The sequence below is a fragment of the Gordonia sp. SCSIO 19800 genome (assembly GCF_018132775.1).
GTDB classification, from domain to species: Bacteria; Actinomycetota; Actinomycetes; order Mycobacteriales; family Mycobacteriaceae; genus Gordonia; species Gordonia hongkongensis.
Map to the genome: position 1 here is coordinate 317,268 of NZ_JAGRQM010000001.1, position 20,997 is coordinate 338,264.

The 20,997-nt window shown below is 68.8% G+C and carries 18 protein-coding genes; 8 read left to right on the forward strand and 10 right to left on the reverse strand.

Going from position 1 to position 20,997, the window contains the following annotated elements; translation table 11 throughout:
• The first annotated feature begins 53 nt into the window (after positions 1–53).
• Positions 54–1,703: an alkaline phosphatase gene (locus KB201_RS01425; RefSeq protein ID WP_058250735.1), complete on the forward strand. Its 1,650-nt coding sequence runs from the start codon at positions 54–56 to the stop codon at positions 1,701–1,703.
• Between the two features lie 235 nt (positions 1,704–1,938).
• Here KB201_RS01425 and KB201_RS01430 read toward each other — a convergent pair whose 3' ends face one another.
• Entirely contained in the window at positions 1,939–3,027 is a 1,089-nt protein-coding gene (locus KB201_RS01430; RefSeq protein WP_058250736.1) for a 3-deoxy-7-phosphoheptulonate synthase, read from the reverse strand.
• Positions 3,028–3,276: 249 nt separating this feature from the next.
• The gene (locus tag KB201_RS01435; protein ID WP_058250893.1) at positions 3,277–3,723 is read right to left on the reverse strand and encodes an Lrp/AsnC family transcriptional regulator; all 447 of its coding nucleotides are present in this window, start codon (positions 3,721–3,723) and stop codon (positions 3,277–3,279) included.
• Positions 3,724–3,820: 97 nt separating this feature from the next.
• Here KB201_RS01435 and rocD point away from each other — a divergent pair, with 97 nt between their 5' ends.
• Positions 3,821–5,077 carry an ornithine--oxo-acid transaminase gene (gene rocD, locus KB201_RS01440; RefSeq protein ID WP_058250737.1) on the forward strand — a complete coding sequence of 419 codons (1,257 nt, stop codon included), beginning with the start codon at positions 3,821–3,823 and terminating at the stop codon, positions 5,075–5,077.
• On the opposite strand, the gene KB201_RS01445 is transcribed toward rocD, so the two are convergent.
• The 3 genes from KB201_RS01445 to mca are packed head-to-tail and all read right to left on the reverse strand — an operon-like array spanning position 5,043 to position 6,794.
• Positions 5,043–5,546, reverse strand: coding sequence for a TspO/MBR family protein (locus tag KB201_RS01445; RefSeq protein ID WP_058250738.1), 504 nt, complete (start codon positions 5,544–5,546; stop codon positions 5,043–5,045). The genes rocD and KB201_RS01445 overlap by 35 nt on opposite strands.
• Before the next feature lie 22 nt (positions 5,547–5,568).
• Entirely contained in the window at positions 5,569–5,898 is a 330-nt protein-coding gene (locus tag KB201_RS01450) for a hypothetical protein (protein WP_058250739.1), read from the reverse strand.
• A complete protein-coding gene (gene mca, locus KB201_RS01455) occupies positions 5,898–6,794 on the reverse strand; it encodes a mycothiol conjugate amidase Mca (protein ID WP_055474886.1) in 897 nt (298 codons plus the stop codon). Before mca ends, KB201_RS01450 begins: the two co-directional genes overlap by 1 nt.
• A 48-nt stretch (positions 6,795–6,842) precedes the next feature.
• Between mca and KB201_RS01460 the strand changes: the two genes are divergently transcribed.
• The 3 genes from KB201_RS01460 to greA all read left to right on the forward strand — a co-directional run bounded on the left by KB201_RS01460 (position 6,843) and on the right by greA (position 8,730).
• Positions 6,843–7,340: a DUF4307 domain-containing protein gene (locus KB201_RS01460; protein ID WP_055474887.1), complete on the forward strand. Its 498-nt coding sequence runs from the start codon at positions 6,843–6,845 to the stop codon at positions 7,338–7,340.
• Positions 7,337–8,110, forward strand: coding sequence for a queuosine precursor transporter (locus KB201_RS01465; RefSeq protein WP_058250740.1), 774 nt, complete (start codon positions 7,337–7,339; stop codon positions 8,108–8,110). The genes KB201_RS01460 and KB201_RS01465 overlap by 4 nt, the downstream gene beginning before the upstream one ends.
• 128 nt (positions 8,111–8,238) lie before the next feature.
• Positions 8,239–8,730, forward strand: coding sequence for a transcription elongation factor GreA (greA, locus tag KB201_RS01470; protein ID WP_004020945.1), 492 nt, complete (start codon positions 8,239–8,241; stop codon positions 8,728–8,730).
• A 152-nt stretch (positions 8,731–8,882) separates the two neighbouring features.
• Here greA and KB201_RS01475 read toward each other — a convergent pair whose 3' ends face one another.
• Positions 8,883–9,818 (reverse strand): hypothetical protein, encoded by a 936-nt coding sequence (locus KB201_RS01475; RefSeq protein ID WP_078112087.1) that lies wholly within the window; start codon positions 9,816–9,818, stop codon positions 8,883–8,885.
• Between the two features lie 208 nt (positions 9,819–10,026).
• On the opposite strand from KB201_RS01475, the gene KB201_RS01480 reads away from it, so the two are divergent.
• Entirely contained in the window at positions 10,027–10,545 is a 519-nt protein-coding gene (locus KB201_RS01480; protein WP_058250743.1) for an SRPBCC family protein, read from the forward strand.
• Between the two features lie 15 nt (positions 10,546–10,560).
• Here the strand turns inward: KB201_RS01480 and KB201_RS01485 are convergent, their stop codons facing one another.
• A complete protein-coding gene (locus tag KB201_RS01485) occupies positions 10,561–11,313 on the reverse strand; it encodes a hypothetical protein (protein WP_058250744.1) in 753 nt (250 codons plus the stop codon).
• A gap of 292 nt (positions 11,314–11,605) precedes the next feature.
• Here KB201_RS01485 and KB201_RS01490 point away from each other — a divergent pair, with 292 nt between their 5' ends.
• Positions 11,606–12,676, forward strand: a complete 1,071-nt coding sequence (locus tag KB201_RS01490) for an ATP-binding cassette domain-containing protein (protein ID WP_058250745.1) — start codon at positions 11,606–11,608, stop codon at positions 12,674–12,676.
• Positions 12,673–13,506 carry an ABC transporter permease gene (locus KB201_RS01495; protein WP_058250746.1) on the forward strand — a complete coding sequence of 278 codons (834 nt, stop codon included), beginning with the start codon at positions 12,673–12,675 and terminating at the stop codon, positions 13,504–13,506. Before KB201_RS01490 ends, KB201_RS01495 begins: the two co-directional genes overlap by 4 nt.
• On the opposite strand, the gene KB201_RS01500 is transcribed toward KB201_RS01495, so the two are convergent.
• Genes KB201_RS01500 through KB201_RS01510 form a run of 3 tightly spaced genes read right to left on the reverse strand, consistent with a single transcriptional unit; the run spans position 13,488 to position 20,995 of the window.
• Positions 13,488–16,715: a BTAD domain-containing putative transcriptional regulator gene (locus KB201_RS01500; RefSeq protein WP_078112088.1), complete on the reverse strand. Its 3,228-nt coding sequence runs from the start codon at positions 16,713–16,715 to the stop codon at positions 13,488–13,490. The genes KB201_RS01495 and KB201_RS01500 overlap by 19 nt on opposite strands.
• Before the next feature lie 28 nt (positions 16,716–16,743).
• Positions 16,744–17,943 (reverse strand): threonine ammonia-lyase, encoded by a 1,200-nt coding sequence (ilvA, locus tag KB201_RS01505; protein WP_058250748.1) that lies wholly within the window; start codon positions 17,941–17,943, stop codon positions 16,744–16,746.
• Positions 17,944–17,992: 49 nt separating this feature from the next.
• Positions 17,993–20,995, reverse strand: coding sequence for a BTAD domain-containing putative transcriptional regulator (locus KB201_RS01510; protein WP_058250749.1), 3,003 nt, complete (start codon positions 20,993–20,995; stop codon positions 17,993–17,995).
• Between the last annotated feature and the right edge of the window lie 2 nt (positions 20,996–20,997).

Sequence of the window (20,997 nt, forward strand, 5' to 3'; positions counted from 1 at the left end):
CCCCGCCGTCTGCAGGTGGAGCCCAGGTCAGGTGATCCTGGTCGGCTGAGGCCATGCGGGGAAACCCGGCCGACGCATCACCGGCCCTTCTCACACCGTCGACCATCCGTTGTCATCCCGACCTCACGCTCCGCGGCGGCACTTCCCGACGCCGCTTCCTCACCTGGTCGGCACTCGTCGCCGGTCTCGCGTTCACGCCCGGCCTCCTCGGCGGCACCTCGCCGGCCCTACCCACACCGGCTCACCCCGCCGGCGTGTTCGGACTCGGGGTGGCGTCCGGTGACCCCCTCCCCGACGGCGTTGTGCTGTGGACGCGATTGTCGCGCAACCCGTTCGCGCCCGGTGGCGGCATGGGACCACGCCCGGTGCGAGTCGACTGGGAGATCGCCGCCAACGAATCCATGACCCGCATCGTGCGTCGGGGTACGGTCCACGCCACCGCGGAATGGGGGCACAGCGTGCACGTCGATGTCCGCGGTCTCGCGCCCGCCGCCGACTACTTCTATCGGTTCCGGGCACTCGGCGAGGTCTCGACGGTCGGCCGGACCCGAACGGCACCAGCACCTTTCGCACGCGTCGAGAAGATGACGGTCGCCGTCGCGTCCTGCCAGAACTGGTCCGACGGCTACTACCATGCGTACGCCGACCTGGCGGCGCATGCACCCGACGTGGTGCTCCACCTCGGTGACTACATCTACGAGAAGCCGATCCCGGTTCATGGTGGTGCGAGACCCGATGCGGTGCTTCCTCTCTCGGCAACACGGGAAGCAGTCGACCTCGACGACTACCGCGAGCGCTACGCGCTGTACAAGTCCGACCCCGACCTCCAACTCGCCCACGCGATGGCACCGTTCGTGATCACCTTCGACGATCATGAGGTCGACAACAACTGGGCCGCAGCGATTCCCGAGGACCACACCCCACTCACCGCGTTCGCGCTGCGTCGCGCCCGCGCGCTGCGCGCCTGGTGGGAGAACACGCCGGTGCGGGTGGCGGCCCGACCGAACGGAACCGTCATCCGCGCGCATCGGCGGCTCGGTTTCGGCGATCTCGTCGACCTCACCCTCCTCGACACCCGCAGTCACCGCAGCGATCAGGCCAACGGGGACAACGACACCGGGCAGAACGCGCGCACCGCGGACGTCTCCCGCACCATCCTCGGCGCCGAACAGGAACGATGGGTGCTCGACGGTTTCGCCTCGTCCCGGCACCGGTGGAACGTCCTCGCCCAGCAGGTACCGATGGCCGACCTCGCCCGAACCGTCGGCTCGACCCGGGCGGTCAGCATGGACGGGTGGAGCGGCTACGAGGCCTCGCGCTCCCGCATCCTCGGCGGCGCCGCCGACCGGGGCGTGCGCAATCTGGTGTCCCTCGCCGGCGACATCCATCGCAGCGTGGTCGCCGACCTCCGGACCTCCTACACCGATGAATCGCTCACGCGCGGCGTCGAATTGGCCGCGACGTCGATCACCTCCGGCGGGGACGGGGAGGACAGCGACGACGGCGACCGCCGCCTCAAGGAAGCGTCACCCCACGTCCGGTTCGGCAACTCGCAACGCGGCTACCTGCTCAACCGGATCCACTCCGATCGGTGGGAGGCCGAGTTCCGCGTGGCGCCGTCGGTACGGTCGCCCCGCGGAACACTGCGTCGTCGAGCACTGATCACGATCCCGGACTCGACGTCTGAGGTCGACGTCGTCTGACCCGAGCGAAGCGTCTCCCATCGTTCCCCGGTCCGAAAGAAGCACACAACCCACTGATCCCTGAGGTGCGAGGAGCGCAAGCGACGAGCCACGAAGGGCCTGGTGAGACACGTTGCTACACCCTTCGTGGCTCGCTTCGCTCGCACCTCAGGGAGCATGAGATTCGGACGCTCACGAGTGTTCTTTCATGGTCCACGACGGCCGCCGAGCCGCAGATACTGAGGCGAGGGAAGGGTCAGCCCCGCGCGAGCGCCGCCAGGACCTGGGCGCTGGCCTCCCAGCCCATGCACTTGTCGGTGACGGACTTGCCGTACACCAGCGGGGTGGCCTCGGTCGACTGCGCGCCGGGCTCGAGGAAGCTCTCCAGCATCACGCCGCTGACGTTCGAGGGCTCACCGGCCTCGCGCGCCGCCCGGAGTCGCGTCGCGATCTCGGTGGCGACCTCCGCCTGACGGACATGATCCTTGCCCGAATTGGCGTGCGAACAGTCGATCATGACCCGGGCGGGCAGGCCGGCCGCGGCGAGCGCCTCGGCGGCCGCCGACACCGACTCCGCGTCGAAGTTCGGGCCGCGCGTGCCGCCGCGCAGGATGATGTGGCAGTCCTCGTTGCCCGCGGTCTCCACCACGGCACCGTTGCCGAAGTCGTCGACTCCGAAGAAGACGTGTTCGGCCGCAGCGGCTTTCACGCCGTCGATGGCGACCTGGACGTTGCCGTCGGTGCCGTTCTTGAAGCCGATCGGCATCGACAGGCCCGACGCCAGCTGCCGGTGGACCTGGGACTCGGTGGTGCGGGCGCCGATGGCACCCCACGCGACCGCGTCGGCGATGTACTGCGGGCTGGTCGGTTCGAGGAACTCACATCCGACGGGCAGACCGAGGTCGATGATGTCGAGCAGCAACGACCGGGCGGTGCGCAGGCCACGCTCGACATCGAAGGTGTTGTCCATCCCGGGGTCGTTGATCAGGCCCTTCCACCCCACGGTGGTGCGCGGCTTCTCGAAGTAGACGCGCATCACGATCTTGAGTCGCTCGGAGTAGGCATCGGCCAGCGGCGCGAGGCGCCGGGCGTAGTCGATGGCGGCGATCGGATCGTGGACCGAACAGGGCCCGACGATGACGAGCAGCCGGTCATCGCGGCCGGCGAGGATGTCGGCGATCTCGTCCCGGTCGCGCTGGACGGCGACGGCTCGTCGTGCCGAGAGGGGCAATTCGCTGCGCACGGTGTCGGGCGACGGGATCGGACGGAACGCCCGGATGCGGCGGTCGGAGGTCGATTCGGCGTTGTCGTCGGATCGGATCGGGAGGTCCGGCAAGGTGGTCACGTTGTGTGCCTTTCGAGGTCATGCCCGTGTCGTTGTGGTGACGAGGCATGCCCTGGGTGTGGTCGGAGCCCCGCTCAAATGACAAGAGCAGCGACCGTGGGGTCGCTGCTCGGGCTCCGGGTGTGTCGTGCGCGCGTCAGGTCAACGCATCATCGTGGCCCCACCCGGAGCCTCGATAAAGCGCCAATACGCGCGCACGGTGCTGATCACGGCGACCACACTAGCACAACGGTTTCGACACCCCGATTCTCACGGGTGCCCCCGGTCGATCAGCTCGCTGAGCACGAGGATCGACTCTGATCGATCCACCGGGCCGGCCCGCCGGATGCGTTCGAGCGCCTGCTCGAGGTGCCGTACGTCGCGGGCCATCACGCGCAGGACGGCGTCGGCCTGACCTGTGACCGTCGCCGCACCCACCACCTCCGGTATGGGCTCCCACGCCGCCTTCAACTCGTCGGGCGAGATGTTGCCCCGGCAGTACACCAACACGTATGCCTCGGTGGTCCACTGCATCGCGTGCGGGTCGACGACCGCGGTGAAACCCCGGATGACGCCGTCGGCGACCAGGCGGTCGACGCGTCGTTTCACCGCGGGGGCCGACAACCCCACCTGCTGCCCGATCTGCTGGTAGGTCGCCCGGGCGTCCCGGGTGAGGTGCGCGAGCACCCTCTCGTCGAGGTCGTCCAGTGTCCGCAACAGACCGCTCCCCTTTGCTTCCATACCGGCGATCCGTTGCGTTCAGACGCAATCGACGTCGATTGTTTGCACCAGACCTCGACGATACCCTCGATTCATGACGATGACGAGCCCCGGCACCGGCACCCACACCAGCGCGGGCGCACCGCTCGGCGTCGTCGAACCTCATGTGGCGCACAACTATTCGCCGATCCCGGTGACCGCGGCCACCGCCGAGGGGGCCTGGATCACCGACATCGACGGCCGTCGACACCTCGACTGTCTCGGGGCCTATTCCGCGGTCAATTTCGGCCACCGCCATCCACGCATCGTCGCCGCCGCACTCGATCAGCTGGCGCGGGTCACCCTCACCAGCCGCGCATTTCGGTCCGATCGACTCGAACCGTTCTGCGCCGCACTGGCTTCCCTGTGCGGCAAGGACATGGTCCTGCCGATGAACACAGGTGCGGAGGCGGTCGAATCCGGGATCAAGGTCGCCCGCAAGTGGGGTTACGACGTCAAAGGCGTACCCGACGGCCGCGCCACGATCGTGGTGGCCTCCGGGAACTTCCACGGCCGCACGACGACGATCGTCTCGTTCAGCGACGACCCCGAGGCGCGCGCCGGATTCGGCCCCTACACACCGGGATTCGTTCGTGTCCCGTTCGGCGACCTGGCTGCCCTCGATGCCGCGATCGACGAGAACACGGTGGCCGTCCTGCTCGAACCCGTCCAAGGCGAAGCCGGCGTCGTCGTGCCTCCCGACGATTACCTGCCCGGCACGCGGGCCCTCTGCTCCGAACGCGGCGTGCTGTTCATCGCCGACGAGATCCAGTCCGGTCTGGGCCGCACCGGTAGGACCTTCGCAGTAGAGCACTGGGGCGTCGAACCCGACGTCTACCTGCTGGGGAAGGCACTCGGCGGCGGGCTCCTACCGGTGTCGGCGGTGGTTGCCGACCACGACGTCCTCGGCGTGCTGCATCCCGGTCAGCACGGATCGACCTTCGGCGGTAACCCGCTCGCCGCAGCCGTCGGTCACACCGTCGTCGACATGCTCGCCGACGGGACCTGGCAACGACGGGCGGCGGAACTGGGCGATCATCTGCACGCCCGACTGCGCGACTTCGTCGGGAACGGGGTGGTGGCGGTGCGCGGCCTCGGCCTGTGGGCAGGGATCGATCTCGACCCCGCGCTCGGCACCGGCAAGGACTTCTGTCTGCGGCTGTCCGAACGCAATGTCCTCGCCAAGGACACCCACGGCTCGACGCTGCGACTCGCACCACCGCTCGTGGTCACGGAATCCGAGATCGACTGGGCGATGGACCGATTCGCCGCGACGCTCAGGCAGGCGCCGGTGACCGCCGACCACGATTGAGCCACCAGGCGCTCGTCGAGAGCACGGTGGCGAACGCGCACCACGCCGGGTAGGCGGCGAGCGCGGCACCTGCCGTCCGGTTCGTCCGTGCGGTGCGCCGGGCGAGGTCGGCGCTGCTCACGGTGAGCGCCGCCGCCGCGACCGACGCGGTTCCGAGGGCGCCCCGGCCGAAGTAGATCCAGCTCCACCCGCCGTTGAGCACGAGGTTGGCGCCGAGCGCCGCGAGATACCGCTGACGTTGTTCGTGGTCGCCGTCGTCGGCCAGGTCGTCGAGGGTGACTGCCGAGGTCACCGCGAGGTCGGCGTAGAGCGAGGTCCAGGCGAGCGGGAACGCCCAGTTCGGTGGTACGAAGGACGGTTTCGCCAGCTTCGGATACCAGGTCTCGACCGCCGGCTTGGTGACCACACTGCCGATGGCTGCCGCCGCAGCGGTCGCGAGTGACGTCCCGATCAGAGTGGAGATGCGCATGACTCCACTTCTACGCCTCGACTCAGGTGTCGGCGGGCCGCCGGTCGTCGGTGCCCGCGGCACTGGTGGCACCCGGGGTCCCGGGCGGGTTCGGTGCGACCGCGTCCGAACCGGCCGGGCCCGGCGAATCGGTTCCCTCGTCGAAGGCCTGGTCGGCCTCCGGGTGTTCGGCGTCGAAGGACGCGGGCAGCTTCTTCAGCTGCCGGTTCATCGACCAGATGAGGAACGCGGTCCCGACGAGCAGCAACAGGATCACGAGCAGGCCCAGCGGTGAGGCCTTGCCGAACTCCGGCCCCTGGGGTTCCTGCGCCAGGACCATCAGGGTGTCGTTCACGACTGTGCTGGTGCCCATCACGCCTCGATCCCGGCGAAGAGATCGGTCTCCGGCAACGCGGTCTTGACCCGGGTCCGGGCGAGCTCGAACTCCTCCGTCGGCCACAGGCGTTGTTGCCACTCCAGCGGCACCGCGAAGAACACCCCGTTCGGATCGATCTGCGTGGCGTGGGCGCGCAGCGCGTCGTCACGCTGCGGGAAGTACTTGGAGCACTCGACCTGGGTCGTCACACGTCCCATCAGATCGCCACGGCTCGGGTCCCACTTGCTGAGCCACTCGGCGAACGGACTCTCCTGGCCGTGCCGCGCGAACTCGTCGGAGAACAGGACCATCCGGTCCCGGATGAACCCGTGGGTGTAGTAGAGCTTCGACACCGTCCACGGTTCGCCGGCGTCCGGGAACGCGTCCGGATCGCCGGACTGCTCGTACGCCGCGACCGACACCTCATGGCAGCGGATGTGATCGGGATGCGGATATCCGCCGTGCTCGTCGTAGGTGACGATCACGTGCGGGCGGAACTCGCGGACCACGCGCACCAAGGCCTCGGTGGCCTCGTCGAGCGGCACCGAGGCGAAGGAACCCTCCGGAACAGGCGGGAGCGGGTCGCCCTCGGGGAGGCCCGAGTCGACGAAGCCGAGCCATGTCTGTCGGACGCCGAGCGCCTCGGCGGCCTTGGCCATCTCCTCGCGACGGACCTCGGTCATCCGCTCTTTGATGCCCGGGCGGTCCATCGCCGGATTCAGGATGTCGCCACGCTCACCGCCGGTGAGTGTGACGACGAGCACTTCGTTGCCCTCGGCCGCATACTTCGCGGTCGTGGCGGCACCCTTGCTCGACTCGTCGTCTGGGTGCGCGTGCACCGCCATCAGCCGGAACACACCCGACTTGGGGTCGCCGACGTGGGATTCGGTCACAGTTCCTCACCTTCGGATCGCTACTCCTCCCATGGTAGGTATTGACGCGTGAACAGTTCGGACGGGGGCGCCGCAGACGCCGGTGACGCGCCGCGCGCGACACCCGACACCTTGCGACCGCACAGCGGTCCGCGCGCCACCTATCCGGAGCGTTCGGAGACCGCCTCTGGGCGTCGTCGCTGGTTCATCGCCCTGTCGATCCTGGTCGTCGCGGCCGGCGTGACCCTCGCCGTCATCGGCTACAGCAAGTTCTCGTCGGCGGACGTGACCGGTGAGGCCACCGGCTACGAGATCATCGACGGCTCGACCGTCGCGGTGCAGTTCACCGTCGAGCGTTCCGATCCGAGCCGGGCGGCTGCCTGTGTGGTGCGCGGCCGCTCCCGCGACGGCGGCGAGACCGGGCGTCGCGAGATCCTGATCCCCGCGGACTCCGCAGAACGGATCGGCGTCCGCACCGAGGTCACGACGTCGAAACCACCGGTCATCGGCGAGGTCTTCGGGTGCACCCTTGACGTGCCGGCCTACCTGAAGCCGTCGGCCTCGTGACCGCCGCGTCCACCGGCAGTGAGTTGCCGTCGCCGCGCGCCGCCTTCGCCTCCATCGGCAGCCGCTACTTCCCCCTTCTGGTCGCCGTCTTCGTCGGCGTCATGCTCATCAGCAACGTCACCGGCACCAAGGGCGTCGTCCTGTTCGACGAATGGCTGCAGGTCGATCTCGGGCCGATCCAGATGGACGGCCTGGTGACCGACGGCGCCTTCTTCCTGTTCCCGCTCGCGTACGTGCTGGGCGACGTGATCAGCGAGGTCTACGGGTTCCGTGCCATGCGCCGGACGATCCTCGCCGGGTTCGCGGTCCTGATTCTCGCGTCGTTGTGTTTCTGGTTGACCATTCACCTCCCGGCCGCTGAATTCTATGAAGGCCAGGCGGCTTTCGAGACGGTTGCCGGAGTCGTCCCACAATTCCTGCTAGCCGGATTGGCCGGTTATGTCGTGGGCGAATTCCTCAATTCCTTCGTCCTGGTCAAAATGAAGGAACGCGCCGGGGAAAATCGTCTCTGGGCGCGCCTGCTGGGTTCGACGATTGTCGGCCAGTTGGCCGACACCATCGTCTTCTGTTCGATCGCCGCCACCGCCCTGGGTATCTCGACCTGGGGAGATTTCGTCAATTACACGATCGTCGGATTCGTCTGGAAAACACTTGTTGAGGTCATCCTCATGCCTGTGACGTATTTCGTTGTGGGATGGCTGAAACGGATGGAACCGACGTATCAGGACGCTCTCGGCGCGCTGTCGCGCGGCAGTACCGATGTGCCATAGGTCTCACCACCTGGTACCCTGAACGGATACACGGCTCCGCGAGGGGTCGTGTTGCTGCATTTTCAGCAGTCCATATGCCCCTGGTGTAAACGGTCGCCCGGGGCGCGGACAACACAAAGGAGTGACCGATGACCGACACCCAGGTGACCTGGCTGACCCAAGAGTCGCATGACCGCCTCAAGAGCGAGCTCGATTCGTTGATCGCCAACCGTCCGGTCATCGCCGCCGAGATCAACGAGCGTCGCGAAGAAGGCGACCTCAAGGAGAACGGTGGCTACCACGCCGCTCGCGAGGAGCAGGGCCAGCAGGAAGCGCGTATCCGCCAGCTGCAGGAACTGCTGAACAACGCGAAGGTCGGCGAGGCGCCGACCCAGTCCGGCGTCGCACTGCCCGGTTCCGTCGTGACCGTCTACTACGACGGTGACGAGAAGGACACCGAGACGTTCCTCATCGCCACCCGCGAGGAGAGCGGCCAGGGCGGCCTGGAGACCTACTCCCCGAGCTCCCCGCTCGGTGCCGCCCTCATCGACGCCAAGGTCGGCGAGACCCGCGAGTACTCCGTGCCCAGCGGTGCCACCATCAAGGTGACCCTGGTCAGCGCGGAGCCCTACCACGGCTGATCGGACGACGAACACAACCCGGGACGGCATGACCGTCCCGGGTTTCGTGTTTTCAGGGTGCCCGTGAACTACCGCCGGTCGCGCGACCGGCGAACCTCGACTCGACTCCTGGACTTCGATCGAAGTCCAGGAGTCGAGTTGGGGTTCATCGGTCAAGCCGCGGTCAGCTTGTCCAACCACGGCCGGAGCATATCGGCGAGCTCGCCGCGTTGGAGCGTTCCCCACGTCCACCGGATCACCATGATCCCCTGTGCGCGCAGCGCATCCTCCCGACGCTTCTCCCGGATGAGTGCATCGCGCGGGCTCTCAACCTGGCGCAACAGTCGGCCGTACTTCTGTAGTCCGTCGAACTCACCGACAAGTGTTCCGTCCCAGTCGAAGTCGGTCCGCGCGTCTCCGGCGCCCGTCTCAAACGTGTGCTGCAGTCGCGGAGTCGGCAACCCGGCCTCGATCATCTGCGCCCGGCTCCACGACTCCCCGACACTCTCCGACGCACCGTCCGCATGCGCAAGGGCACGACGCGCGGTCCCCGCACCGCGCCAACGGTTCCGCGACGCGAGGATACGGGTCACCGTGGCGATGTCGGCGCCGGACGCCAGCGCGCGATCGAACACGACCAGCGCTTGGGCGAAGTCACCGGACATCGCAACATCTACAGCGGTTCGCTCACGAGACGTGACCCTGATTCCGCCGATGTCGACCACCTCGTCGGGCGCCACCGGCCCGGCATGGACGATCCGTAACCCGTGCCCGAACCCGCCCACCTTCGACTTCTTCGTCAGATGCACGACCTCGCGTTCCGGGTGCAGCAGCGGCAGCTGGTGAACGGCTGCCGCCGAGTCGTGACTCAGGATCGACGCGTCACAGTCTCGAACAGACGTCGCGACCGCGATCGATCTGAGTCGGTACAGACGGTCACCCGGGTCCTCGGCGGACGCCTCGTCGGCCGCCAGTGCGCAGACCCCCGGGGCAAGACGAATCAGTTCGCCGCGCCGTACGGCGGCTGTCACAGCGTCGTCGTTGATGCCGAGTCGCAGCGTTGCCGTGCGGCGAATCAGCCCGTACCTGTCGGTGGGGAAAGAGGTCATGACACTAGGACGCACCAGGGCCGCTGGCGGATCCATTTTGCGAGGGTCGTGCACCCCACGACCGGCGAACCTCGACTCGACTCCTGGACTTCGATCGAAGTCCAGGAGTCGAGTTGAAGTGCACCGGTAGACCTGAACAGGAGGCCGACCCTGTTTCGACCACGCTCGCCCGAGGCTCGACCCGGAAGACCGTGCTTCAATGTGACCCATGGCACGTTCCCATGAGCTGGAGTCCTTCGATCTCGACTTCTTCGACGATGCGCCGGTGCGGCACGTCATCGACGTGCGCCTGCCGGTCACGCCGGAACGCGCGTGGGCCGAGTTCACCCGTCAGCACACGCTGGACTGGTGCCGCGCGATCAAGAAGATCGAGTTCGTCTCACCGCCGCCGTACGGTGTGGGAACGCAACGCCGCGCGGTCCTCGGTCCCGGCTACGTGACCCTCGACGAGGACTTCTTCGACTGGACCGAGGACCCGGCGAACGGTCACTACCGCAACGGTTTCCGGGTCCTGAGGGCGAACGTACCCGGCATCCGACGCTTTGGTGAGGCGACCGAGATCCTGCCCGCCGACGTGGGCTGCCGACTCAGCTGGACCTTCGCGCTCGAGTTGCCCACCTCGTCCCGTGTGGTCACCGCGTTCTCCGGTCCCGCGTCGTCGACGGTCTACAAAACCATCGAGGCCGACACCCTCAAGCACTTCGCGAACCTCGAACCTGCGAAGTGAGCCGCCGGCCGGTTGTCAGGCCACCACCGCGACGGCCGCCGAAGTTCGACCCGTCGTCGGCACAGGCGAGGCAGTCAGCGTGCCCCGGACCAGGTCATCGGCGAGACGCATCAGCACGCGAACCGATGGAGACGCTTGTGCGCTCCCCGTCCACGCAGGCTCGACCGCCACGGTGAACGCATCCACGTCGACGACCGCCGGGCGTCGCCCGTCGACCACTGCGGAGCGGCAGAGCTTCCGGTCGCGGGTCAGCACGTGCAGCGTGATCATGTCCACGACGGGCGGCGGCGAGTTCTCCCCACCGAGTGTTGCTCGCCACCAGCACAAGCCGTCGATCCCGACGTCGCGATTGTCGAGACCCGGACATCTCTTCGATGGTCGATGGCGTCCGGCGGACCTCTCGAACAAGGCGAGACCGGCGCTACCCAATGTTGGTAGGACGCGGGTGTCCACACCGCCACCCCCGGCGGTGGCTTCCTCGTTCCGCACGCCTGTGATCAGCTCTACTGCCGGGGCAGTGACCCAGTGCACCGGCGCGTCGGCGAGATTCAACACCGTCACCGCGAGCGACGAAGACCACCAGTTGATGAGGCCGAGGAGTCGGTCCGCCTCCTCGAGTGCGGCCTCCCTGTCGGTGTACTCGTCCGGATCGAGATGCAGCGAGCCATCGTCCGCATCGTTGAGATCTTCGGCCAGCAGACTCGCTTCGGCCTCGAGTTCGTCCAGCCGCCGGTAGGCCTTCCGTCGTTGCTCGTGAACGTCATCCATGAGCTCGTGACGGACGCGGTGAGCAATCCGCGGTGTCCAGGCCGCCTCAGCGGAGTGTGTACGTCGTCCCATGGCGGGCAACGTAATCTGTCCCGCTATCGCAGCCGGGCGGGAATCCACAGCAGAAAGCCCATCCACAGAACTCCTCGTGTCCGCCGCGTCGAATCCACGCCGGTCTCCCGTCGGCGGCGACGTCCCTCCGGAGCGTTCCGCGGAACACTTCGCCCCGCGCGACAGCACCACGTAAGCCGACGCAAGCCCGACGACAGGCGACGGCGCCACAGTTGTCGGCATGACAACGACAACCACTCCCCGGCCCGACGTCGGGTCGGCCCGGTCCCTCCGCACCGACCTCGCGATCGACGCTCGCGGCCTCGTCAAACACTTCGGTTCGACCCGCGCGGTCAACGGCGTCGACCTCGCCGTGCCGACCGGATCGGTGTACGGCGTCCTCGGCCCCAACGGTGCGGGAAAGACGACCACCGTCAGCATGCTGGCGACCCTGCTGCGGCCGGACGCCGGAGAGGCGCGCGTGTTCGGCTACGACGTCGTCGACGACGCGGTCGCCGTGCGCTCGCTCGTCGGCGTCACCGGTCAATACGCCTCCGTCGACGAGGACCTCACCGCCACCCAGAACCTGGTGCTCTTCGCCCGCCTGCTCGGCTTCTCACGGACCGCGGCCCGCTCGCGCGCAGACGAGTTGCTGGAAGCATTCGCCCTCACCGACGCCGCGGCTCGACCGCTGAAGAACTTCTCCGGCGGTATGCGACGGCGCCTCGACCTCGCGGCCAGCCTGATCGACACCCCGCCGCTGCTGTTCCTCGACGAACCGACGACCGGCCTCGACCCGCGAACCCGCGCCCAGATGTGGGACACGATCCGCCGGCTCGTCGCCGGCGGATCGACAGTCCTGCTCACCACCCAGTACCTCGACGAGGCCGATCAGCTGGCCGACCGGATCGCCGTCATCGATCACGGCCGCGTCATCGCCGATGGCACGGCTGACGAACTCAAGCACTCGATCGGCGCCAGCACACTCCAGCTCGTCGCGGCCGACCGTGCCGACGCACCCCGCGTGTGCGAGATCGCCGAGTCGATCCTCGGGCAGAAGGCCACGTTGAGTCCGGAGGCCGCGCGGACGACCGTGCCGCTGAGTTCGGCCGAGCTTGTGCCCGACGTCCTGATCGCACTGCGCGAGAACGGGATCGGCGTCGAAGAGATCACCGTGCAGAAGCCGAGCCTCGACGAGGTGTTCCTCACCATCACCGGTAGGCCCGCGGAATCCGACGCCGACACCGGCGCACCCGGGCACCGGCCATCCGACACAGATTCTTCCGACACCACCCAGGAGGCCCGTTCATGACCACGACCCTCGACAATCCCCCGTCGACCTCGATCACAACCCGCGCCGCACGCGCGCAGGTCAAGACCTCCATCAGCCTTGCCGAGTCGTTCCGGCAGTCCTTCAGCATGGCCTACCGCGGTGTGCTCAAGATCCGGCACAACCCCGAACAGCTCTTCGACGTCACCTTCCAGCCGATCATCTTCACGCTGATGTTCACCTACATCTTCGGCGGCGCGATCAGCGGCAACGTGGAAGCCTATCTCCCGGTGATCATTCCGGGCATCCTCGTGCAGACCGTGATCATGACCTCCATCGTCACCGGCACCCAGTTGCGGGAGGACATGGACAAGGGCGTCTTCGACCGGTTCCGTTCGCTACCGATCGCCCGGATCAGCCCACTCGCCGGCGCCCTGCTCGCCGACGTCATCCGCTACTCCATCGCCACCGTACTGACCGTCGTGATGGGCGTGCTGATGGGCTGGCGCCCCGATGTTCTCGGTGTCATCGCCTCGGCCGCACTCATCATCGTGTGCAGCTTCGCGGTCTCGTGGATCTTCGCACTCATGGGCTGCCTCATGAGCAAAGCATCAGCCGTGCAGGGCATCTCGATGATGATCATGTTCCCCCTGACCTTCATGTCGAATGCCTTCGTCCCGGTCGACAGCATGCCCGGTTGGCTGCAGGGCTTCGTGAACGTCAACCCGGTCAGCCATCTGGTCACGGCGGTCCGCGAACTGACGAACTCCGGTCACGCCGGAATCCACGTCGTGTGGGCCCTGATCGGCGCCGCGGTGATCACCGCGGTGTTCGCACCACTCGCCGTGCGGGCCTATATGCGAAACGCCTGATCGTGCAGTAGTCGCTGCAGCTCCTCGACGGCCACGTGGCGCGGCACCGCAGGGTGTCGCGCCACCCCGTCCTTTCCGGCCTGCTCCTGTGTCCAGTGCCATGCCCAGTCCAGCGACGGGCAGTCTCGTCGTCCGGGCAGACTCACCGCCAACTCGACGAGGCGTCGGCCGACGGAATCCGTGGGGCGGCCGGCGTTCCACAGCACGGTGAAGGCCGATGCCACCGTGCCCGCCTGCGGCAGGTCCTGCCACCCCGGACCGAACGTCATGTCGTCGAGTCCCTTCACCATTTCCGGAACCAGCTCCCACGCGGCGTCGACATCTCCGCTGCGGACGAGGCCCGCGACGGCGGCGGACACCACCATGAGCACCGCGGGGTCGGCGACGCCGAAGGGGTGTTCCCGCAGCATGACCCGTGCGGCGCGCAGAAAACCCGCGGCCACCTCCGGATTCGACGCGCCGTCTGCGAAGGCGAGTTCGGCAACACCCAGCAGAGCGGGCCCGATCACCTCCGGATTGCCCTGTGGGTCCTCGGCCTCGAGGTCCCAGTCGTCGGTGATCACGTGGAGTTCGCGACGCGCGTCGTCCGGGAAGTCGCCGGCGAGCAAGGTGAGGACCAGCATGGTCCTGATCTGGCGGACGTCTTCGACGGCGCCCAGTGGTGCCAGCAAGTCGATTCCGGCTCGATAGGTCGCCGCGGCTTCGGAATACCTGCCCTGCTGTCCGTACAGACCGCCCGTGCTCGACTGCCGCATGCCCTGGAACCACGAGGCGTAGCGGCTGCCCGCGAGCCATCGGCCGGAAGCCGTCGAGTCCCGGAGTGCCGGACCGACCAGCCCGCGATTCTCTCGGAGATGTGACCGTAGCGTCAGGGCCAGTGCCCGGACCTCGTCGTCGACCGCGGTCTCGGCCGCCTCGCAGATGATCCGGTACGCGCCCGTCGACGTCGAGGCCAGCGCCACGGCCGACAGGAACTCGCTCGCCCGGTGGAATGTGAGGTGGGCACGATGGAGCGAGCGCAAGAGGAACCGGGCGGTGGCCTGCACTCGGAGTTCGCCCGTCATCATGCCGTGCACCGCACCGACGATGGCGGTCACCTGCCAGTTCTCGCGCAGGGCGTCGTCGGGTGCCGCGGGTGGGCGCGGTAACGCCATCAGGACCCGCGCGCCCCACGCGCGCGTCTCCCCGTGCAGACCACGAACCGTCCAGTGATACGCCAGTGCCGGGTACAGCGTCGTGAGTACCGCGACGATGTCGTCGGTGGGCGCCACGACCGCGGACTCGCAGGCCGACCGGAGAATCCAGGTCAGGTTGTCGGCCTCCCGGGCCAAACCGCCGGCACCGGCGGGGTGGTCGCCGTTCTCGGCCAGGTCGCGCATACGGGAAACGAATTCGATGGCCCAGCCACGCATTTGCGACTCGACCCGGGCCGCCAGGTCGGCGGCCATCCGGGTCTCGCCGAACTCACGAACCATCTCCAGCATGCGGAAACGGACCGAACCGTCGGTCTCCACGACCGACAGCAGCGACTGGTTGGTCAGACTCTCGAGGGTGTCGTCGAGAACCGTCCCGGAGGCCCCGGTCACCGCCCGGGCAGCCGATCGGCTGAACCCACCGGGAAAGCGGCACAGCTGCACCAGCGCTGCCCGGCCGGCGTCGTCGAGCAGTTCCCAGCTCCACTCGATCACCGCGTAGAGGGTGCGATGGCGATCCGGCGTCGTGCGGTCGGCGGACCGCAGGAGCGCGAACTTCTCCCCCAGGCGGTCGGCGATCTCCTCGACCGTCATCGTCCGGATCCGGGCCGCCGCCAGCTCGATGGCCAGCGGCAGTCCGTCGAGGTGGCGGCACAGCTCGACGACGCGCCCCGCGGGCAGCTCCGCGTCGGGACGCACAGCCCGAGCGCGGGTCCGGAACAATTGCACCGCAGATGAATTCACGTCCACCGCCGCAAGTACGGGTAGCTGATGCACCTGCTCGCCGACGATGGCCAGCGGCGTTCGGCTGGTGGACAGGACGCGGACGCCGGGCACGGCCGCGGTGAGTTCGGCGACGATCCGGGCGCACGCGCCGATGATCTGCTCGCAGTTGTCGAGGATCACCACCGACGCCCGCTCGCGCAGCGCGTCCTCGAGACGTGCGGTCAGGTCTCCGGGGGTCATGCGGGGACGGCCGGTTGCGGAGAGATCGGATTCGCCGACCCCGAGCGTCGCGGCGATCGCCGGGATCACGTCCTCGCCGGACCGCACCGAGGCGAGCGACACGAAGTAGACCGGGGCGCCCGCCGCATGCAGCCGATGGCCGATCTCGGTCGCGATCCGCGTCTTGCCGACGCCGCCGGGACCGAGCACGGTCACCACGCGCCCGGTGTCGAGCATGCTCGCCACGGCGTCGAGGTCGGCACCGCGTCCGATGAGTTCGGTGGTGGGCGAGCGCAATCCGACGGCACGCACCGGCCGTGGCGCGCTGATCTCAGGTGGTGATGTCGCGGTGAGGATCTCGGCGTGGACCCGCGCCATCTCGGTACCCGGGTCCGTCCCCAGCTCGGTCGACAACCGCCGTCGGAGCCGGTCGAACACCACGAGCGCGTCGGCGGCGCGGCCTTCCCCGGCGAGCGCCCGCATCAGGGCGGTGTGTGCCGGCTCGTCGAACGGGTCTCGCGCGCAGCGTTGTTCGGCGATGGATCGCGCGGTCGCGAAGTCACCCTCGGCGAGCGAGGCCGTCAGCTGCGCACCGTCGAGCGCGTCCTGGGTACGTCGAATGCGTGCGGACAGTGTCACCGTCACCGGGGACCCGTCCCCGAGATCGTCTCCGGGCACGCCGCGCCACCACTGCCGGGCCCGGTCGTGGGCATCCCGGCCGCCTTCGGCGAGCAGCGTGTCGACCACGTCGAGGTCGGTGCGGCTGTTGCGCAGTCGATAACCGTTCTCGGTGCCCTCCAGAACCCCCTCGGGCAGGAGCTTGCGCAGCCGGGACACCTGGGTGTGCAACGCACTGTGCGGCGAACGCGGCGGATCGTCAGCCCAGACGTGGTCGATGAGGCGGTCCGCCGAGATCACGCGCCCGTCGGCGAGGGCGAGCGACACGAGCAGGCGTCGGGCCCGCAGCCCCGGCACCGCGACGAGCCGATCGGGGCTCTCGGCGCCCACCGGGCACGCGCCGACCGCGATCGGGCCCAGCACACCGATCAGGGCGGGTCCGTCGGCAGCCACCCAGACAGGTTAGCGCCGACGTTCGCCCTCAGTCCCGCAGGAACCCCGCGTCGGCGAGGGCCCGCCGGACGTCGTGCTGGTGGTCGTGTCCGCGGGTCTCGACACTGACGGTCACCTGCACCTCGCCGAGATACAAATCGTCGGCGACGCGGGAATGGACGACGTCGAGCACACTCGCGCCGAGGTCGCGGAGCAGTTCCAGCAGTGCGACCAGTCCACCGGGCCGGTCGGAGACGGTCGCGGTCACGGTCAGGAATCGTCCGGCGGCGGTCAGGCCGTGGGTCGTCACATGGCGCAGCAGCAGCGGGTCGATGTTGCCGCCGGACAACACGACGCACACGGTCCCGGACAGCGCGAGCCGACCGCTCACCGCCGCCGCCACCGCCGCGGCCCCGGCAGGCTCGACCACCAGCTTCGCCCGCTCCAGCATGAGCAGCAGCGCGGTGCTCAACTCTTCCTCGCTGACCGTGACGATCCGGTCGACGAACTCGGAGACGTGCGCGAACGGGACCTTCCCGGGTGTCGCGACGGCGATGCCGTCGGCCATGGTGTTCATCGCCGCGACCGGCGTCGGTCGCTCCTCGGCGAGTGATGTCGGCCAGGCCGCGGCCTGCGCCGCCTGCACGCCGATCACCTCGACCTCCGGTCGTCGCAGACGCGCCGCCGCGGCGACGCCGGCGAGCAGCCCACCGCCGCCGAGTGGCACGAGAATCGTTGACACGTCCGGGATCTGCTCCAGGATCTCGACGCCGACCGTCGACTGTCCGGCAACGATGTCGAGATGATCGAACGGGTGGATCAGAGCCGCGCCCGTCGTACCGGCATGACGCTGCGCCTCGACGAGCGCCTCGTCGACGGTCGATCCGGCGAGCACCACCTCTGCGCCATAGGCTTTCGTCGCGGCGATCTTCGGCAGCGCGGCTCCGACCGGCATGTAGACCCGTGAGGCGATCCCCAGTTCCGATGCCGCCCAGGCGACTCCCTGCGCATGATTGCCCGCACTGGCCGCGACGACCCCACGGGCACGTTCCCCCGCCGACAACCGCGAGATACGCAGGTACGCGCCGCGTGGCTTGAAAGATCCGGTGCGTTGCAGGTTCTCGCACTTGAGCCACACCTGCGCACCGCTCCGCTCGGACACCACCCGCGACGCGATCGTCGGGGTCCGCCGGATCACGGACGCAAGCTCGTCGGTCGCGCGGTCGACGTCGTCGGCAGTCAGCAGCATGCGACCAGTATCGGCCATCTCCGCCCTGCAGGAGCCACCCGAGGAGACGTCATCGCGCCGCCGAGCTCCCGCGGTCGTCCGATGACGTCGACTCCCTGATCTCTCGGAGTTCGCGCATCGCCCGGTCGAGCACGACTTCGGTGTCGGCGTGGACCGTGTTGTCGGCGTGCACCAGGTCCCCGAAAGCACGGTCCGCGGCACCTCTGCGTGTGTCGAAGGCCGCGGCGGGGTCGAGATCGGCACACTCGACGAGCAGGTCGGCCACGTCGATCCGGCCCCGGACGCGCAGCAGTGCGGCGGCGTCGCGCGCCGTGGTCCACAGCTGCGTCGGCTGACCGCTGTCGCGCCATGCCCCGAGCAGGACGACGTAGGCCTCCGCGGCACGCGCTACATCGCCGACGCGGACGAGACACGCCGCCGCGCCGACACGAGCGACCCCGACGATGAACGTCGCCCCGACGCCGGCGGCCCGTTCGTGGGCGCGTTCGTAGAGGGCGAGCGCGCTGGACGGGTCGTGCGCGGACAGCAGCTCGCCGTGGACGTAGTCGAGGAAGGCGTGCTGCGACGGCCCCGCCGACGGGTCCAGCGTCGACCGGGCCTCGGCCAACAGCCGGGCAGCCCCGCTCGAGTCACCGGAGTACGACGCGGCGAGCGCCGCAGACGCGAGGAACGCCGACCCCAGGGACGGGTGTGTGCCGCAGCGGGTCCATTCCCGTACCGCCACCGCGAAGTCGCCACGGAAGTGCGCGACCGCCGCCCTGGCCGCCCGCGCGCCGACCAACGCGGGCGCATCCGGATCCGGTGGTGCCCCGGAGGCATCGGGACGTAGGGCGGAGGTCGCGAAGTCGACGGCGAGGTCGAACTCGCCGACGAGCCGCGCGGCCTCGGCCGCCGCGGACAGCATCTCGGCGCGATCGGGATGACCATCGAGCCACGCCGAACGCGCCGATTCGACGGCCCACGTCCACAATTCGTTGAGGTTGCGCCATGTGCTGATCAGCGACAGCGATGTCGTGATCGCCACGAGTACGTCGACGCGTCCGCGCGCCAGTGCCAGGTCCCGCGCCGACCGCAGGTTGTCCATCTCGGCATGGAGACGCTCATTCGCCTCGAACTCCGCGACGCCGAGCCACTCGTCGCCGATGTCCCGCACCGTTGCGACACATTCGTCGAGGAACCGGTCCTCGGCCGCGGCGAGCACGCCCGCACGGTCGAGGTGATCAAGCAGATGGGTGCGGATGAGATGCACGAGACGGTATCTGCCGCCCGACGCGTCGGCGACGAGCAACGAGCTGTCGATCAGACGGTGCAGGGTCTCCACCGGGTCGAGCCCGCCGTCACCTCGCGTGCCGATGCCCGCTGCGCCGACGACCTCCGCTTCGACGCTCAGTGCGACGGATTCGAACGTGCGCAGCGACACACCGCCGGGAAACGGTGCGAGGGCGGCGAGTACGGCTTGATCGACCACGCTCAGCCGTCGGAATGACATGTCGATGCTGCTGCGGAGCGTCAGCCGCCGCTGGTCGTCGGCTCCGGTTCCCGTCGCGAGATCGAGTGCACCATCGAGCATTCGGGCCACGGCCGACATCGGCATCACGGCGGCCTGACGCGCCGCCAGCTCGATGCCGAGCGGGAGCCCGTCGACACGGCGCACGACGTCGACGAGGTCCGTGAGCTCACGACTCGACACCGCGAAGGTCGGATTGCGTCGCAGCGCGTGCTCGACGAACGCGCGCACTGCAGGCTGCCGAACGACCGCGTCGACGTCGTCGACGCGGGTGGGAAAGGTCAGGGGCTGCAGACGCAGGACGTACTCGGCGGAGAGTGAGAGCACGACTCGGGAGGTGGCCAGGATCCGCACTGCAGGAGCCAGTTCGACGATCGCCGCGACCAATTCGCGGCAGGACGACAACACATGTTCGCAGTTGTCGAGGACGAGCAGGAGCGACCCGTCGACGGCGCGCGCGATCGCGTCCACGGAAGCACCCACCCCGACCTCGAGACCCAGGGTGGACACCACCGACGGGAGGACGCGGTCGGCTCGCGCGACCGCGGCGAGGTTGACGACGGCAACGCCGTACCCGGGGAACACCGCGGGGTCGGCGGCGACGTCGAGCGCGAGACTGGTCTTGCCGACGCCGCCCGTACCGGTCAGGGTCACGACCCGATGCGCCGACAACAGCCGGATGATCTCGGCGCGTTCTCGCTCCCTCCCCACCAGAGGCCCGGCCGGCGCAGCAGGTCGACGCCGCGACGTCACGCCGGGCCCCGGATTCGTCTCGGCCTGCCCGTATTCGGAGCCCGCCGCCACCCGCTGCTCGAGCGACGCGAGGGCCGGGCTCGGATCGAGACCCGTCCGCTCGCGCAACCGGTCGCGGAACTCCATCGCGACCGCCATCGCGTCGCCGACACGCCCGTCGGCGGCGAGTGCGCGGATGAGCAGTCGTGCCGAACTCTCGCGGAGCGGCGCGGACGCGACACCGGCCCTCGCTGTCGCGGTCGCGCTCGGGTCGCGGCACTCCACCAGCGCTTCGACGTGGGTGTCGGCGAGCCGATTGTGGAGGTCCTCCAACGCAACGCGTTCGGTGTCCAGGTCCGGGATGCCGGCGAACTCGCCGAGCGGCTCGCCGCGCCAGAGTTCGCGGGCCCGGACGGTCAGACGGAGACGCTCGGCGGGATCGGGCGTGTCGGCGGCGGATGCGAGCAGGTCGCGCACGATCGTCACATCGACGACGGACACCCGGAGCCGGTAGCCGTCGGGGCGTCGTTCCAACAGATCGGCGTGTCGGCCGAGATGGCGTCGCAGCCGGGACACCAGATTGTGCAGTGCGGCAATCGGTTCCCGCGGCAGATCGTCGCCCCACAGCGCGTCGACGAGCCGCCCGATACCCATGCCGTGCCGGCCGGCGACGGTCAACAGCGCGAGCAGGGCGCGTCGTCGTTCCCCGGGGACCGCGACCTCGGCACCGTCGACCCGCAACCTCAGTGCACCCAGCAGGCCGACCTCGACCGCGGGCGACACGTGCCCGTCTTCGGTTTCGCGCACCACCATCC

Excerpts from the sequence above, each read along its gene's own strand:
- KB201_RS01445 (WP_058250738.1), bottom strand. The coding sequence starts at position 5,546 with ATGCGCATCTCCACTCTGATCGGGACGTCACTCGCGACCGCTGCGGCG.
- KB201_RS01485 (WP_058250744.1), bottom strand. The coding sequence starts at position 11,313 with ATGGATGACGTTCACGAGCAACGACGGAAGGCCTACCGGCGGCTGGAC.
- KB201_RS01510 (WP_058250749.1), bottom strand. The coding sequence starts at position 20,995 with ATGGTGGTGCGCGAAACCGAAGACGGGCACGTGTCGCCCGCGGTCGAG.
- KB201_RS01490 (WP_058250745.1), top strand. The coding sequence starts at position 11,606 with ATGACAACGACAACCACTCCCCGGCCCGACGTCGGGTCGGCCCGGTCC.
- KB201_RS01450 (WP_058250739.1), bottom strand. The coding sequence starts at position 5,898 with ATGGGCACCAGCACAGTCGTGAACGACACCCTGATGGTCCTGGCGCAG.
- rocD (WP_058250737.1), top strand. The coding sequence starts at position 3,821 with ATGACGATGACGAGCCCCGGCACCGGCACCCACACCAGCGCGGGCGCA.
- KB201_RS01495 (WP_058250746.1), top strand. The coding sequence starts at position 12,673 with ATGACCACGACCCTCGACAATCCCCCGTCGACCTCGATCACAACCCGC.
- KB201_RS01480 (WP_058250743.1), top strand. The coding sequence starts at position 10,027 with ATGGCACGTTCCCATGAGCTGGAGTCCTTCGATCTCGACTTCTTCGAC.
- KB201_RS01425 (WP_058250735.1), top strand. The coding sequence starts at position 54 with ATGCGGGGAAACCCGGCCGACGCATCACCGGCCCTTCTCACACCGTCG.
- KB201_RS01475 (WP_078112087.1), bottom strand. The coding sequence starts at position 9,818 with ATGACCTCTTTCCCCACCGACAGGTACGGGCTGATTCGCCGCACGGCA.
- ilvA (WP_058250748.1), bottom strand. The coding sequence starts at position 17,943 with ATGCTGCTGACTGCCGACGACGTCGACCGCGCGACCGACGAGCTTGCG.
- greA (WP_004020945.1), top strand. The coding sequence starts at position 8,239 with ATGACCGACACCCAGGTGACCTGGCTGACCCAAGAGTCGCATGACCGC.